Below are 17,150 nucleotides of genomic sequence, written 5' to 3'. Positions count from 1 at the left end.
TTTGCAACGTTTCTCCTGTAAAGGAAGGGTTCATCAAAAATGAAAATGGAAACCGATGTCAACCGCTTCAGAAAAATAGTAAGAGGAAAAATAAAAGACAATTTAAAACGGTTTATTTCTTCTGGTGAACTCATTGGAAGGCAAGGGAATAAACAAGTCTCTATCCCACTTCCAAGAATTGATCTTCCTCGGTTTGAATTCGGAGGTAATCAGCAGCGTGGAGTAGGACAGGGTGAGGGTGATCCTGGCGATGCCGTGAATCAAGGACAACCGCAACCAGGAGAAGGAGAAGCTGGCCAAAATCCTGGTGAGCATAGTATGGAAGTGGATGTAAGCCTTGATGAGCTAGCTGGAATATTGGGAGAAGAACTAGGACTTCCGCGTATTGAAGACAAAGGCAAAAAAAATATCACTCAAAAAAAATATAAGTACCAAGGTGTTTTAAGAAATGGTCCCGAAAGCCTTCGTAACTTTAAACGAACTTATAAAGAAGCATTAAAAAGACAAATTAGTATTGGTGATTATACGGACGAAAAACCAATCGTGATTCCTATTAAAGAAGATAAACGTTACCGCAGTTTTCGAATTGAAGAAAAGCCAGAAGCCAGTGCCGCCATTATTTATATGATGGATGTATCTGGATCGATGGGTGATGAACAAAAAGAAATTGTCCGTTTGACTTCATTTTGGCTAAACGCTTGGTTGAAACATAATTATGACAATTTAGATACACGATTTATTATTCATGATGCCATTGCTAGAGAGGTAGATGAACATACATTTTATCATACAAAAGAATCAGGTGGTACTTTAATTAGTAGTGCTTATAAACTTTGTGAGAAAATTATTTTAGATAATTATCCTACATCGGAATGGAATATTTATTTATTTCATTTTTCAGATGGAGATAATTGGAGTGGAAATGATACAAATGAATGTATGAATTTACTTGATAATACTTTGCTTCCCGCAAGTAATTTATTTTCTTATGGACAAGTTGAGAGTCGTTACGGAAGTGGGCAATTTTTAAAAGACTTAGAAAAACATTATGGCGAGCAAAATGAAAAAGTAATCATACATCAAATAAAAGATAGAGATGGGATTATGAATGCCTTACGTGCTTTTCTAGGAAAGGGGAAGTAATTTATGGTTATGGATCCTCGTCTTACAAGCGAATTAACACCCGAATTAAGAGATATCGTAACAGAAATTGAAAGCCATGCTCGAAATTTAGGCTTGGATTTTTTTCCGACTATTTTCGAAATGGTAGATTATCAACAGATGAGTGAAATTGCAGCTTATGGTGGTTTTCCAACACGCTATCCGCATTGGCGTTTTGGTATGGAATATGAGCGTATTGCAAAAAGTTATGAATACGGTTTGTCACTTATTTATGAAATGGTAATTAATAATGATCCATGTTATGCTTATTTATTAAGAAGTAATTCACTTGTAGATCAAAAAACAGTGATCGCCCATGTTTATGGCCACTGTGATTTTTTCAAAAATAATTATTGTTTTTCACATACAAATCGAAAAATGCTCGATGAAATGGCGAATCACGGTAGCCGTGTACGCCGCTATATTGAAGAAGTAGGGCATGATGAAGTTGAAGGATTTATTGATATTTGCCTATCTTTAGAAAATTTAATTGATCAACATGGACCACATATACGTCGTGAATATAAACCAAAAGACAAAGATAATTATGATGAAAGTTTAATATCTCCAGATAAATTACCAGTACCTAAACTTCCTTCATTGCGCGGCTATATGGAAGGATACATAAATCCAGATAGCTATGTAAAGGAACAACAGGCTAAAGTAATTCAAGAGAAAGAGAAAGAAAAAAAATTTCCAGAAAGTTCTGTTCGAGATATTTTAAAATTTTTATTAGATTATGCTCCTTTAAATTCTTGGCAAAGAGATGTTCTTTCTATTGTTAGAGAAGAAGCTTATTATTTTGCTCCTCAGGGGCAAACAAAAATTATGAACGAAGGTTGGGCGGTTTATTGGCATTCCAAAATTTTAACGCAATTGGTTTTAAAAGATTCTGAAGTGATTGATTACTGCGATCACTATGCAGGAGTAGTTCAAATGTCAGGACAAAGATTAAATCCTTATAAATTAGGGGTTGAATTAATGCGGCATATTGAAAAAAGATGGAATAATGGCCAATTTGGTTTAGAATATACCCTTTGTGATGACCCTCAAGTGAGAAGAAATTGGAATAAAAATTCAAATAAAGGTATGGAAAAACTTTTTGAAATTCGAAAATTTCACAATGACATCACTTTTTTAGATGAATTTTTAGATGAAGATTTTTGTGAAGATGCAAAATTATTTACTTGGGTGCAAGATAGGCGATCAGGACAAGCTATAATTCATGATAGAGATTTTAAGACAATCAAAAGAGATCTATTAGATTCCATGACTAATTTTGGACAACCTATTATTGATGTTGTTGACGGCAACTATCGTAACAGAGGTGAACTTTTATTGCGTCATAAACATCAAGGAAAAGATTTAAAAATTGATTGGGCTGTCGAAACTTTAAAAAATATTTATAAAATATGGAATAGACCCGTAAATATTGCGACAATTATAGAATCAGAAAGTAAAGTTATTCATTATGATGGTTCTGAACCACGTATTGAAAAAGGTGTTAACTTAGATATTTAGTTTTATAAAATAATTTTTAAAAAAGCGGAGCTGGTTTTAAAAGTTGTTGGATTTTTTCTTTGAACTCATCGACTTTGAACGGTTTTATGATATAGCCATCCGCTTTTAAGCTCATACCTTGTAATATATACTTTTTCTCTTTTATGGATGTGAAAAAAACAATTTTAAATTTTCTTTTTTGAAACCGATCTTTAACTTGTTGCATAACAGTAAATCCATTTTTATCTGGCATATAAATATCTAACAGTACAAGAGCAAGATCATGAATATTTGCCAAAATTTGAGTAACAAGCTCGTCAGCATTATAACAACATATTACTTTAAGTTCTAAGGATTCTAATACTTTTTTTGTAACAAGATGGATTTCTTCTGTGTCATCAAGAATTATTACAACTTTTCCCATTTTATTCACCAATTTAGAGATTGTGTTGTCTTTATTTTATCTCATAGATATTTTTCAATAAAGAATATCAGAAGTCGGAATTTTGATTGTATTTTTTTAATTTGATATTTTCTGAAATTTGACTATTACTTATTGATCTATTTTACAAAATAAGATTATGATTTTAATAGGTTTAAATTAAAAAAAATGATTAAATTTAAAGAAGAGCATATATGAGTGCAAATGAAAATCGAAGCTTATCGAATGAAAAAGAAGCCCTTCTTTTTTTTGCAGATATTAGTGGCTATACACAATTTGTAAAAAAGCACTCTTTTTCTTGGACACATGGGCAATTTATCATTTCAGAGCTTCTTAAAATATTATTAGATCAAATTGAAGAGCCAATTAAAGTATCAAAAATTGAAGGTGATGCAATCTTTTTTTATATGCCTATAGATTTAACATTTGATCAAAAATTTGTAAGTAATAAACTTTTTCTTTTTTTTGAAGCTTTTAATAATAAGAAATTAACACTTAATTCAGTAAAAAGCTGTGAATGTCCATGCTGTTCAAACGTAGATAGCCTTAAGTTAAAGCTTATTGTTCATTCTGGAAAAATATTAATTTATCAAATTAATCAATTTCAAGAATTATCAGGTTTAGATGTAATTACACTCCATCGCTTATCAAAAAATAAAATAAATAAAAACGAATATTTATTAATAACAGAGAATGCATTTAGTCGAATTTCATATTTTAAAGATATTATTTTCAATTCAAATATAGAAAAATATGACGATATAGGAAATATTAATACATTTGTGCATTTTCCTAATGAAATTAAGGAATCCAATCAAAAGCATGAGATAGGATTTTTAGATAAAGTAATATTTAAAACAAGGATGCTTTTATATACATTTATTTTAAGAATAAAAGTTTTGTTTGAAAGAAAGCAATCTGAAATACAAAGATGAGAGCAAATGAAAATATTTTTTATCATAAATTTAATAAATTTCATTATTTCATTAAATGTATTTGCAAATCAGAAAATTAAATTAGCTGTTGTAACGGCTCGAGATCAAAACGACCCATTTTTCTCAATGGTAGTTGATTTCATGAGACTTTCCTGTGAAAGTTTAGATATTGATTTAAAAGCAATCTATGCCAATGATGATTTAAAATTTTTAAATGATGAATTAAAATTAGCAATCTATGAAAAAAAATATGATGCTATTATTTTAATGAATTTTAAAAATCAACTTATAAAAATGTCACAGTTATTTGAAGAAAATAAAATTCCATTTTTTATATATAATTCAGGATTTGATTTTGAAACGGAAGAGGCAAATAATAATATTCGATTTAAATATTTATTAGGAGAAATGTTACCTAAAGATGAAGATTCCGGATATGAACTTGCAAAAATAATAAGTAAAGAAACAGGAGTTAGTTCTGATGGAAAAATTCATTTATTAGGAATAGGCGGAACAATAGCGGATCAGGCTTCTATTGAAAGGGTAAAAGGATTAAATAAATTTATAAATGAATCGAATGGTAAAATTATTTTAGATGAAATTACTTATGCAAATTGGAAAAGAGATGAAGCGGCAGATAAAATAAAAGAGCTCCATCGTCTTCATCCAAAATCAAGAGGAATTTGGGTTGCCAATGATGAGATGGCTCTTGGAGTTGTAAATTCATTTGAAATCATAAAATTTAAAAGTATTATAGGAGGGGTTGATTGGACAAAAGAAGCAATTCAATCTGTAAAAAATAAGAAATTGTATGTTACTATGGGTGGTCATTTTATGGATGGTGGATGGATCTCTATTTTACTTTATGATTATTTTCATGGAATTCATTTTACATCAGATCTTGGTTTTAAAATTTCTTCTTGGACGGCACCAATTGATCAAGAAAATATATCAAAATATATAAAATCCATTGGAAATAAAGCAAACTGGAAAAAAATCAATTTTAGGAAATACTCCAAATTTTTAAATCCGGAATTAAAAAAATATGATTTTTCTGAAAAAACGTTACTTTCTCAATTCAATTAATATTTTTCTTGCCTTGTTTTTTTGTTTTTGTTATTAATATTTGTTCGTATTTATTCTACACTAAGGGTGCCATGTCTAACTAATCTTCTTTCTATAAAATAATAAAACTTTTAATATCGAATATTTATTGGAGAATGATAAATTGTCATATCTATTATCCGTACAAAATTTGGCATATTATTTGCCAGATGGAACCTTATTATTTAAAAATTTCAATTTTAATATATCTAGTGGAAAAATTGGAATTATAGGTAAAAATGGTCTTGGTAAAAGTACATTATTAAAAATAATTATAGGTGAATTGAAGCAAACAGAAGGAGAAATTATTCGAAATGGTAAAATTTCATATTTTCCTCAAAATATCCATGAATATTTTGATTATAGCATATCAAAAATTTTGAATGTAGATAAAAAATTAGAAGCTTTAAAACGAGCAGAGCTAGGATTGGCTTCTATTGAAGATCTTCAAATAATATCAAATGATTGGAATTTAGAAAATGAAATAAAACAAATAATATCAAAATTTATTAAAAAAAATATATCATTAGATCGGATTGGAAATACTCTAAGTGGTGGCGAAATGATGAGTATTTTATTTGCAAAAGTATTACTAGAAAAACCTGATATCATTATTTTTGATGAGCCAACAAATAATCTAGATTTAGAACTTAAAAGATATTTCTATGATTTTTTAAATATTTCAAACTCAATTTTTATTATTGTAAGTCATGATATAAATCTTCTAAATAAAATGGATGCTATAATTGAAATTTCAAATTTAGGCTTAAAATATTACTCAGGAAATTATGATTTTTATTTAGAACAAATGAAAATAGATGAATCATCTACTTTAAATAAATTAACAAATTTGAATGAAAGATTATCAAGACAAAAACAAAAAGAGTTAAAAATAAAGGAAAATTTATTTCGTAATTCAAGTAGATCGCATAAAAGGGCAATTAAAGAAGGAATGTCTGCTCTTGAAATAGGTTCAAAAAAAGAAGTTTCTGATAAAAATCAAGGAAAATTAAGTTTATGTCATTTTGAAAAGACTAATAAATTAATTGAAGAAAAAAATTTAATAAAAGAAAAGCTTCGGAAAAATTATAAAATCAATATTGATATCATTCCAGTAAAATTACCTGATAAAAAAATTATGATTTCTTTATCAGATGTAAATCACAAATTTGATAATTCTGATCAATATTTATGGAAAAATAATATAAATATTATTTTTTTTGGAAGTTCTCGTGTTTTAATTAAAGGAAATAGTGGGTCAGGTAAATCAACTCTTATCAAAATGATAATGAATAAATTAAAGCCAACTATTGGCGAAGTCTTTTACGCAACAAATAAAATTGCTTATTTAGATCAAAGTTGTTCTTTACTAAATAGCGAGATTAGCATTTTTGATAATTTTAAAAACTTTGCATCACTTGATATGGAAGAGCATGAAATTCGGATAAAAGCAGGCCGTTTTTTATTTTATAAAGATCTGGTATTTAAAAAGGTTTCTATTTTAAGCGGTGGGGAAAAACTAAGGGCTACGTTGGCTTGTGTCTTGGCTATGAATCAATCTCCAGATGTTTTTATTCTAGATGAACCAACAAATAATTTAGATATAGAAAGTATGGAAATTCTTAGCTATCACTTAAATGAATATAAAGGAACCTTAATCCTGATTTCTCATGATGAAAACTTTTTAAAAGACTTAAGATTAGATCAAGTTTTAGAATTAAATGCCTTTGTTTGATATTAAATCAAACCTCTAAATTATAAATCGAACTAGAGAAGTAGTGTAATAGTTTGAAATTTAATTCCTTTAAATTAATACATCTAATTTATATTATTAATAATACTAATATAATTTAATTAAGTTAATTAATTTTTAATTATATTGTAATTTTATGTTGATTTATTTTATTTTATTAAATACTAAAATTTTAACAAATTGCATAAAATATAAGCAATTTTGGATAAAATAATAAAGGATTTTTTTATGAGATATAAATTTTATAATACTAGTACATTTTTTCTTGTTTCACCCATTTTATTTGGCTGTGGGAATGCAGTGGATAATAAGAGAAAAGCCCAAACACCTACTGAGAAAGTGATAACAAAATCAGAAATTCCATTTGACCAAATCAAAGAATTTGAAAATAAAATCAATAATCTTGTAAATGAAAATATGATATTAAATTCAAAAATATTAGAATTGACGAATCAATTATATAATACAGATAAAGATTTTAAGGATTATAACAAATTATTGATTTCAAGTTTAAAAACAAAATTAATAAATAAATTTAATATATTAGGTGATAATAAGTTTAATGAAACAATAAAATACTTAAATAATCTTGAAAGCAATAAAAGCTTAAATGAAATTAATTTTGATGAATTATTTAATTTAATATCTTCTTATTTAGATTATTATTTTGAAAATTTATATAAAAATAGAATTCATAAAGAATTAACTCCGCAATTAAATAAATTAATTTATGTTGATGATAGTAAAGAAAATTATAACAATATAACTCAAAAAATAGTTAGTGGAAATGCTAATGAAATATTTGAAGAAATAAACAGGAGAATCTCTTCTTCAAGTGAAGAAGAAAAAAATAAGTTATATAATGATTTTGCTAAAATTTTGAAAAATATTAATATTGATAATTTTACAATATATTCTAATGATAATACAATTGAATATATTGTAAATGATTTAAAAACTAATGCTAATATAATTCAATTAATTAATGAAAAAATTGCAATTATTGTTGATCAAATAAAAAGAAATAGTAAGACGGAAATTTTAAATAAATTAGGTATACCAACAGAAAAACATGAATCTTTTACGATTGAAAGTTTTAAGAAAGATATTATAAGTGAATTAGAAAATGAATTTTCTAATAGTATGAAAATTTATTTAATTCAAAAAAATATAATAAAAGATTATAAAAATAAAAGTAATTATATTAAGAATGAATATAAATTATTACAAGATGCAGTTTATGATCCTAAAATTAAAAATTATAATAGTCTATATAAATTCATTATTGATAATTTATTATTAATAATAGAAAATAAAAATAAAGCATTATCAAATTTAGAAATTCAATTAAGAAAAAATAATAATGAAATTGAATTGCTTAAAAACAAAACATCAATTTTTAAAACTCTTAAACCATTTCCTAATTTTACTATGGACTGTTCTAAAGATCTAAACTTAAGCTCTGGAAGGTCTCTAGAATATTTACCTTTTAATGACAGGTCTTCTATTGATAAATTTCCATATCTTATCGAAATTTCATCAATTGAAAGTACTGAAATTACTAATTATCAAATGTCTAGAAATAAAATAAATAAATGCTTAAATAATAAAAAAGATAACTCCGATAATAATAATATATTAAATATTGAATTTTTTAAATATAATTCTCAGCTATTTAATGATGCTTTTATTATTCATATTGAGGATAAAGTAAAAAGTTTATATTCTTTTCATTTTCCAAATAAAATAAAATATCTTAATAGATATTCTCCTCAATTACTTTCAGGATTTTTAGATGAAATAACACGAACAAGATATACTATTATAGATGCACCTAAAGAAACAAAACTAAATAATGATTTAATTAATGAAATGCATGCAATTATATTCTCTAGATATTTTTCTGATCAAATAACACATGGTCATAGTTCAGTATCTAATAAGTACTCATTGATTAATAATGATGAAAATTATGAATTTTGGCTTGTAGATAATAATGCTAAATCTAAATTGAATATTTTAAATTCTGATGATGAATTGATAAGTAAAGATAAGTATTTAAAAATTGAATTAAATAAATATACAGATATTATTTCAGGTAATATTTATATGAATGCTTGTTTCTACTCAATAAAAGATGATAAGTTAGTAGAAAAATGTTTTAATGGAAATTTTGGAGAAAATATAAACATTCGCCGTGAAATTATAGTTAAAAACAAATAAATTACAGTAATATAATAATTAAAATAAAGTGGTGTTAAAAATGAAACTAAAAATAAAATTATTTCTTCTATTATTATCTTTAATGAACTTGAATGCCTATTCAAAAAATAAAGATTTAACTAAAAAATACAAATGTGAAGTTGAATTTGCATTAGGTAAATACAATATTCAGCATAAAGAAACTTTGGAAAAATGTATTCAAAAAATTCCAGAAAATGAAGTGATTAAATTAATTTATGTTATTTCTTCTGCCAATCAAATTGGGAATGTTAAAAACAATGAAATTTTAGCACAAAAAAGGCTCGATTCAGCTCGTGATTTTTTAAATTCACAACCCGATCGTTTTAAAACAGCAATTACAGAAGAACTTTCCATGGGAAGAAACCATGTGTTAGGAAAAAAAGTTCATATTTTAATTTTAACAAGTAATAAATTAAGTCCTGAAATTAGAACGATTGAAATTGAAAAACCAATTGAAAAAATTGTTGAAAAGAAAGTTTATGTACAAGTTGAAGTTCCTGTTGAAGCAAAAAAAGAAGTATCAGATATTCAATTCTTTATCGGTTCAAGAGTGGCGCGTGACATCTTTATGAAAGACAAAATTGCTCCTTATTTTTCTTATGGATTATTAGCTGGAATTCAAATTCACCCATATGATAATTTTAAATATGAATTGGGATTAAATGCCAACCAAATGGTCAATGATGATGTTTATTCAATTAATACAGGGTATGCTTTAGCTGGAGCTTATTTAACCACAGGTAAGCACCAAGGCTTTTTTATTGGGGTTCGTGGCCTCTCTGGAATTGTTACCAATCAAAAACAACAAGCTGATTTTGATGGTGGTGGAGAAGGTCGTTTTGGTTATGAAAATTCTCATTTTAGCATTGGTTTTGGAGCGGGAAGAACTCGTTATGCGACAAGAGTGGGACTAGAATTGTCTATGAAGTTATAAAAGCCTCTTTTTTCTGGCTTTATATTGTAATATGTTTATATTATTAATAAATTAAATACTCTTTTTCATTAAAAAGAGTATTTTTTATTTCAGAAAGAATAAAGATAGAAGTAAGAGTTCCGATATCGTTTTAAAGGAGGATCTCAACTTATGAATATGAATCCAAAAGAGGAAAAAATCAAAAGTGAAAAATATAAAAGAGATGGTGCAAAATATGTTTGTACTAAATGTAAGGCAAAACATTTTTCTAGGGAAGATGTAGAAAAATGTTACGATAGCCATCCAGCAACACAAGAAAAGATGGTTAAATAAGTTTTATAATTTAATATATAGAATAAGAAGATATTATTTTATCAATAATATCTTTATTATTTGCAATTTTAGCAATTTCTTCCCAAAATAATTTTTTTTCAGTTTCTGGAAATTTTGATTTTTTAGAAAATGGTATAAAATAAGATCGAATTGTAAAATATTTTTTGTGGATTTTAATTTTATCAGACATTTTTTTAAATTTATTAATATTTACAGGAAAAGCAAAGTGAGCAATCACAGAGCCTTCATTATCTCTTATTAGTTTTAATATATTTACTTTATCACTTTTACTAGTTTCTAATCTATCGTGAAATATTTTTTCTAAGTCTTTTGTAATTGAGTAACCTCTTGCTGATCGAACAGGAATTGGCAGACTTTCTTGTTTTCCATTATATTCATATAAATTAGATTTCATTGTAATAACAACATAGCCTGAACATGCTACTTTAAATTGAGAAGAACATGTTTCTTTTTCATTTGGTCCAGATTCTGGAGGATATTCTAAATAAGAAGCACGCTCTTCATTATAAGATAGATTTAGCGCAGCGTCCATTTGGCCTTTTTTTAATAGTTCAAAACATCGGCTCAAAGGCATATGTTCTAAATTTAATTCTATATTTATTTTGTTTTTTAAGTTTTGGATTGCCATTTTTAAAATATCGATATTTAAATTTTCAGATTTATCTTTTTTATCTAACTCCAATCTAAAGTCATCTGCGCAAATATGAAAAGGCAAACTCTTTGCATGACAAAGAAAGGGATAAAAATTTAAAATGAATAAAATTCTAAAGAATAACAAAATATATTTTCCTTTAAAAAAGGCTAATCATTAAATAATTTAACAGTTTAAAAAATCAATGTATAATTATTTAGTCAATAAATTTCTTAGGTGGTAAATATAGACCTTGTGAATATTCTACTAACTCTTGAATGGATTTTGCAGCTAGCAAATCTCTTTTAGCATCTTTTCTGTCAATTCCAATATCTTCAGGATATATTATAATTTTTCTTTCTCGTAATTCATTTATTTTCTTAATATCTCTTTTTAATCCAACAGGGGTGTGTCCCGCTATTCCTCTTATTGCGTGTTCACGATCTTCTAAATTTCTGCACAAAAGTAAATTAGCAATTCCTTCTTCTGTAATGATTTGTGTTACGTCTTCAGCATAAATCATTATTAATGGTAATTCCATTTGAAACTTTTTTTGTACTTCAAAAGCATCAAGTTTTTCTACAAAAGAAGGTTCACCCGAAGGTTGGAAAGTTTCAACTATTTGAAGAACAAGTTTTTTACCTTTAAATATTTCATCATCATTCTTTTGGTATTCTAAACCAGCTTTTTTCCATGGATTTGATATATGTCTTCGTCCGCTTGAGTTTCCTCCAATGTTAGGAGCTCCTCCAAATCCTGTTAATCTATTTATTGTCGCTGTTGAACTATTTCCGTATATATCTATTTGTAAAGTTGCGCCAGCAAATAAATCTATACCGTAAAGGCCAACTAATTGAGCAATGCAGCGATTAGACCTTAAAGTACCATCTCCTCCTGTAAAAAATACGTCTGGTCTTGATTTAACATATAGATTCATTCCTGCTTCGCCACCTGGTGAAACAATTTTTTTTACGAAACCACACTCTATAGCTGGTATTAAAGTGGGAACTGGATTAATCATCATATATTCACATATTTTATTTTTAAGACCTAATTCAGTAGCATATGTAGGTAATAAAAGTTCAATGGCGCTTGTGCTATATCCTACACCATGATTTAATCTGTTTACTTCATATTTTGCATAAATTCCTTTTATGACTAACATTGCCATTAATATTTTTGTCTCATTTATTTTAGCAGGATCTCTTGTAAATAAAGGATGAATTGTTGTTTTTAAGGGGCTCTTTACTAAAATATCTACCCAGTCGGAAGGAATATCAACACGGGGTAGTTTATCAACAACTTCATTTACTTCAACAATGACAATGCCATCTTTAAAAGATGTTGCTTCAATAATAGTTGGTGTGTCTTCTGTGTTTGCACCTGTGTACAAATTTCCTTCTTTATCTGCTTTTTCAGCTATAACTAAACAAACATTGGGAGTCAGGTCTAAAAAATATCTTGCATATAATTCTAAAAAGGTATGCATTCCTTCAATTTTTAATTTTCCTTCCTGGCATAGCTGAGCAAGTTTTTTACCAAATATAGAAGCATATGAAAAATCAATTTTGTTTGCAATTCCATTTTCAAATACTTCTATATGCTCTGGTAGGATAAGAGTTGATTGAAGGATATGAATATCATGTACTAATTTTGGATTTACTTTGTTTAAAGATTTTGATAAAAAAACGGCTTGTTTTTGATTGTTTCCTTCTATACAAACTCTATCAAATGGTTCAATAATATTTTCTAAAATATTGACAATGTCTTCAGATTTTACCCATTTATTTTCTAATTTATTACAAATTCTATTTATTTTTCTTTTTTTATTATCTTTAAATTTTGAATTTATTTTTTCTTCCATTAGATTTAGCCTTCCAATTACAAAAAATATAAATGAATATCAATGCAACAAAATTGATCTTTTGAAATTGTATCTTAAATAAAAAAAAATAAAATTAAAAATACTGGATAATAAATAATTTTATATATTGACAAAAATTCAAAATTATTATATGGAAATAATACACACATAATCTTAATAATATTTTTAAAATTAAATAATTTTCTTTATTTAATTAAAGGAGTTTTATCATGGTAGAAAAATATCTAAATGCTTTTAGCATTTGTTCTTATGTTTTATTTTTTTTAGCTATATTGATTGAATATTTGATTTCATATAAAAATAATTTAAATAACTATGAAAAAAATGATTCATTTTTTAATATAGGAACAGGACTTTTTTATCTTATTTTTCCTGTTATATTAGGAACATCTTTAACAATATTTTTATATGAAATATTTTCAAAATTTGCTTTTTTTGAAATGCCTGGAGTATGGAGTGCATTAATTAGAGGTGAGAAATTATATTGGTGGGCATTTTTAATACTTATTTTTACAGATGATTTTTGTTATTATTGGTTCCATAGAATATCTCATGTAAGTCGTTTTTTATGGTGTATTCATGAAGTTCATCACTCTTCAAAAAAATATAACTTTACGGTGTTTTTAAGAGCTTCTTTTTTAGATTATGTTCCTCAAGGTTTATTTTATATTCCTCTTTTTTTATTGGGATTTAAATTAGAAGATATATTTTTCCAAATGGCAATTAATTTTACATATCAATTTTGGTTACATACAAAATATACAGGAAGAATTTATCTATTAGACTATATTTTTAATACAGCAAGTCATCATAGAGTCCATCATGCTAAAAATATACAATATTTAGATAAGAATTATGGAGGCATATTTATCATATGGGATATTTTATTTAAAACATTTGAAAGAGAAAAAGAAAAAGTTGAATATGGTGTTTTGCATGATTTAAAAACAGATAATGTATTTAAATTAAATTTTGAGACTTTTAAAATGATGTTTCGTGATATTAATAAAGCTAAAGGAATTAAAAATAAATTTCTATATTTTATTTATGTCCCTGGATGGAGTCATGACGGCAGTTCAAAAACAACGAAACAACTTCAAAAGGAATATTATAATAGTAAAATATAAATTAAATAATAAATATTTTTAATTTTAATAAATTTATAGATCTCTACAGTCTTTTATAAATTCTTCTATTGATTTTGTATTATACACATAATATTCTGTATTTTGTGACATTACATATTCAGATAAACCATAGTGATCTCTTCTATCCGAATTCCAATCATAGGTATAACCTCGGCCAGTCCAAGGATATTGAGGCCAGCCATCTTTAATGTCATATCTTTTGTAGAATTGATACGCGGCCCATTTAGATAAATCTTTTTCAAGAAGTTCATTACTAGAAACTTTATCATCTTTTTGAATTTCATCTTTTAATATTGATTCATTTAATGGAATATTATCTATCGGACTACAAATATTATCTTCTGTATTATAGTCTATAGATGCACAAGGTCTAAATACTCCTGGTCCCTTAAGTCCATTAAAAGCATTATTGTCTTTTCTGTATTCTACATTTCCAGACACTTGTATATTAGGAATAGAAATAAAAGCAAATTTGTGCTGAGGATCACTTGGGGCATCTGGAGGTAATCCAAGTAATTGACTAAATCTTAAAGATAATTGTTCTTTAGATAATGATTTTCTATCTGGAATTTTGTTACATGTATTTGCCATTTCATCTACTTGAGTAAACCAAACTTCAACTCCAGGAGGTAACTTTCCAGTTGTATTTTTAGTATAATTATAGGTTGTATATATTGCAGCTTTAAAATGATCACTTTCATTATGTTTTGGTAAAGGATTAAGAGCTATTTGTAATAAATTTTTCCATTTACTTTTTAAATCGTTTGTTTTTTCAACATATTTATTATATTCCTTAAAATAATTATCCCATTTTTCTTTATCTGCTAATGGCTCTCCTGACACACACTTTAATAAGGGAGCAGTGTTAGCTGTAGTTGAATCATCCGTAACAATATAAGCTGATTTTGCTAATCTGCAGGAATAAAATGAGGAAGACGAAGAAAATATATATTGATAATAACTTACACGGTCATTACTTTCCTTTTCATTAAAAGCAATACATTTTCCACTAGCTAAAGCTTCTTTTACTATTATTGAGGCAATATTTTTTATGTCATTTATATCTTTTGTAGAACAACTAGGACTTCTTTCAGTTGCATAAACAGAATTATAGCAAAATGATATAAAAATAATTGAATAAAAACCTGAATTTGATATTTTTTTCATAAATATGACTACTCCAAATTCAATAAGGATAATTAAATTTTTTATTTAAATATTTAAAAATTTTAAACAGCTTTCTTATAAAATTATTTCATAATTTTTATTAATAATCAATTTATATTTAATTTATTCTATTTATTTTTTATAAAGTTACTTGATTTAATTTTGTTTATTTATAAAAGTTAATATTTAACTATTTATATAAAATATTTGATGTTAAATTAAAAATTAAGCTTCATGGAATTTTTCTTTTGATAAAATATTGCTTAATGTATTTGTTAGTTCTGTCAACTGTTGAGCACGTATTAATAAATGGTTTGAGCAAGTGTCTGTCTGTGAAACAATTTCATTCATTTTTTGACTTGTTTGTTCCATTAAGCGTAGAGCATTTGTTGCTTCTAAGCTTCCTTTTGATTGTTCTGAATTTGCCGCACTTATTGTTTCTGCCATTTCACTTGAGCGAGTTGCCATATCCACTACTTTTGAAAGAGTATCTAAAGAACTTTGACAATTTTTTAAACCAATTTCTACAGATTTTGAGACTTGTTCAATTGCAATAGTAAAGTTATCTTTAAATGATTGAATTAACTCATCTACTCTTTGATTGGAATTTGATACAATACTTGAAATTTCTATAGATGCTCCTCCACTCATTTGAGCAAGATTTCCTACTTCCTCAGCAACAACTGCAAATCCTTTACCAGCATCACCTGCTCTGGCTGCTTCAACGGAAGCATTAAAAGAAAGTAATTTAGTTTGAAAAACAATATCATTTATTACTTTTGTTTTATCTGAAATTTGATTGATTATCATACCAACTTCTTGCATTTTTTCTAAATTCATAGCAATTGTTTTTTTTAATGAATCTTGGGATTGAATAATTGAATTCATAGCCATATTCAGTGACTGAAGTGATAGTAAACTTTGTTCAATCATTTTTTTTGTATCAGAAGATAATGAGGATGATTGTGAAGCTGAATCAGCTGTTTTTGAGATCATTTCATTCATTTGAGTCATAGCAGCTGCGGTTTCATGAATTGAAGAGGATTGTGTTTGTCCTGCAGAATTTAAATTTTGTGACGTGTTACTTAACTCTTCGGAAGTTTTCATAAGATCATTTGTTTGATCTTTTAACGATGAAATTACATTTTTTACTGGGATGACCACTTTTAATAATTGTTGCATACCAACCCAAAGTGATATGATAATTGCAATTAACATTGCAAAAGCAAGCCATAATAAATTTTCTTTTCTAACTTGAGATATCTCTTTGGCAATATCATCTGCATAAACACCACTTCCAATTAACCAGCCCCAAGGTTCAAACAATTTAATAAAAGAAGTTTTAGGCTGTGGATCCGGGTAATTTTGTTTGGGCCACATATAATCAACAAAACCAGATCCATTAGATTTAGCTAAAGCAACCATTTCTTGAAATATTTTTTTTCCGTTAGGGTCCTTAAAATCAGAAATATTTTTTCCATCTAGGTCAGGTCTAACTGGATTCATGATCATTTTAGGTTCTAAATCATTTAACCAGAAATATTCGTTATCGCCATATCTTAAGATTTTAACTTGATCAATCGCAGATTTTTGAGCTTGTTGTTTTGTAAGTTCTCCTAATTTTTCTTTATTATAAAAAAACTGTAAGGTTTGATAAACAGCTTCTGTTGCCGCTTGGACTGTATTTTTTTTAGAAAGCTCTATTCTTTCTTGATATGATGGCAATGTAACAAAGATAAATATCAGCATTAAAGGAACAGCTGTTAATACTGCGCCTCCAATTGATAATTTAAGTGATTTGATATTTTTTATTAAAAGCTGAAAAAAATTCATAATCACACTCATAGCAGAATTTAAAATTAATTAAGTATAAGTTTACATTAAAAAAATAAAAAATTTTAAGAATTATAGGT

The 17,150-nt window shown here is 26.6% G+C and carries 14 protein-coding genes; 9 read left to right on the top strand and 5 right to left on the bottom strand.

The window, feature by feature from the left end:
- Nucleotides 1-39 precede the first annotated feature (39 nt).
- Nucleotides 40-1,143: a DUF444 family protein gene (locus GCL60_RS03060; protein WP_153418392.1), complete on the top strand. Its 1,104-nt coding sequence runs from the start codon at nucleotides 40-42 to the stop codon at nucleotides 1,141-1,143.
- Between the two features lie 3 nt (nucleotides 1,144-1,146).
- A complete protein-coding gene (locus GCL60_RS03055) occupies nucleotides 1,147-2,682 on the top strand; it encodes a SpoVR family protein (protein WP_202613989.1) in 1,536 nt (511 codons plus the stop codon).
- Between the two features lie 16 nt (nucleotides 2,683-2,698).
- Here GCL60_RS03055 and GCL60_RS03050 read toward each other — a convergent pair whose 3' ends face one another.
- Nucleotides 2,699-3,085 (bottom strand): response regulator, encoded by a 387-nt coding sequence (locus GCL60_RS03050; protein WP_153418391.1) that lies wholly within the window; start codon nucleotides 3,083-3,085, stop codon nucleotides 2,699-2,701.
- Nucleotides 3,086-3,297: 212 nt separating this feature from the next.
- Between GCL60_RS03050 and GCL60_RS03045 the strand changes: the two genes are divergently transcribed.
- The 6 genes from GCL60_RS03045 (at nucleotide 3,298) to GCL60_RS03020 (ending at nucleotide 10,385) form a co-directional block, all read left to right on the top strand.
- The gene (locus tag GCL60_RS03045) at nucleotides 3,298-4,038 is read left to right on the top strand and encodes a DUF2652 domain-containing protein (protein WP_153418390.1); all 741 of its coding nucleotides are present in this window, start codon (nucleotides 3,298-3,300) and stop codon (nucleotides 4,036-4,038) included.
- 6 nt (nucleotides 4,039-4,044) lie between these two features.
- Nucleotides 4,045-5,124, top strand: a complete 1,080-nt coding sequence (locus GCL60_RS03040; protein WP_153418389.1) for an ABC transporter substrate-binding protein — start codon at nucleotides 4,045-4,047, stop codon at nucleotides 5,122-5,124.
- A 142-nt stretch (nucleotides 5,125-5,266) separates the two neighbouring features.
- Entirely contained in the window at nucleotides 5,267-6,877 is a 1,611-nt protein-coding gene (locus tag GCL60_RS03035) for an ABC-F family ATP-binding cassette domain-containing protein (protein ID WP_153418388.1), read from the top strand.
- Between the two features lie 246 nt (nucleotides 6,878-7,123).
- Nucleotides 7,124-9,118 carry a hypothetical protein gene (locus GCL60_RS03030; protein ID WP_153418387.1) on the top strand — a complete coding sequence of 665 codons (1,995 nt, stop codon included), beginning with the start codon at nucleotides 7,124-7,126 and terminating at the stop codon, nucleotides 9,116-9,118.
- Between the two features lie 40 nt (nucleotides 9,119-9,158).
- Nucleotides 9,159-10,073: an OmpA family protein gene (locus tag GCL60_RS03025; RefSeq protein ID WP_153418386.1), complete on the top strand. Its 915-nt coding sequence runs from the start codon at nucleotides 9,159-9,161 to the stop codon at nucleotides 10,071-10,073.
- Between the two features lie 150 nt (nucleotides 10,074-10,223).
- Entirely contained in the window at nucleotides 10,224-10,385 is a 162-nt protein-coding gene (locus tag GCL60_RS03020) for a hypothetical protein (RefSeq protein WP_153418385.1), read from the top strand.
- A gap of 10 nt (nucleotides 10,386-10,395) precedes the next feature.
- Here GCL60_RS03020 and GCL60_RS03015 read toward each other — a convergent pair whose 3' ends face one another.
- Nucleotides 10,396-11,184, bottom strand: a complete 789-nt coding sequence (locus GCL60_RS03015; RefSeq protein WP_153418384.1) for a hypothetical protein — start codon at nucleotides 11,182-11,184, stop codon at nucleotides 10,396-10,398.
- Between the two features lie 70 nt (nucleotides 11,185-11,254).
- Complete coding sequence (mdcA, locus tag GCL60_RS03010; RefSeq protein WP_153418383.1) at nucleotides 11,255-12,901, bottom strand: malonate decarboxylase subunit alpha; 1,647 nt, start codon at nucleotides 12,899-12,901, stop codon at nucleotides 11,255-11,257.
- A 230-nt stretch (nucleotides 12,902-13,131) separates the two neighbouring features.
- On the opposite strand from mdcA, the gene GCL60_RS03005 reads away from it, so the two are divergent.
- Nucleotides 13,132-14,049 (top strand): sterol desaturase family protein, encoded by a 918-nt coding sequence (locus GCL60_RS03005; protein ID WP_153418382.1) that lies wholly within the window; start codon nucleotides 13,132-13,134, stop codon nucleotides 14,047-14,049.
- Nucleotides 14,050-14,082: 33 nt separating this feature from the next.
- Here GCL60_RS03005 and GCL60_RS03000 read toward each other — a convergent pair whose 3' ends face one another.
- Both GCL60_RS03000 and GCL60_RS17555 read right to left on the bottom strand, forming a co-directional pair.
- A complete protein-coding gene (locus GCL60_RS03000; RefSeq protein ID WP_153418381.1) occupies nucleotides 14,083-15,237 on the bottom strand; it encodes a hypothetical protein in 1,155 nt (384 codons plus the stop codon).
- Between the two features lie 225 nt (nucleotides 15,238-15,462).
- Nucleotides 15,463-17,070, bottom strand: a complete 1,608-nt coding sequence (locus tag GCL60_RS17555; RefSeq protein ID WP_161998054.1) for a cache domain-containing protein — start codon at nucleotides 17,068-17,070, stop codon at nucleotides 15,463-15,465.
- Nucleotides 17,071-17,150: the final 80 nt, after the last annotated feature.

Source organism: Silvanigrella paludirubra (assembly GCF_009208775.1).
Classification (GTDB): domain Bacteria; phylum Bdellovibrionota_B; class Oligoflexia; order Silvanigrellales; family Silvanigrellaceae; genus Silvanigrella; species Silvanigrella paludirubra.
The sequence above is the reverse complement of the archived record's forward strand: the minus strand, read 5'-3'. Positions and strand labels throughout refer to the sequence as shown.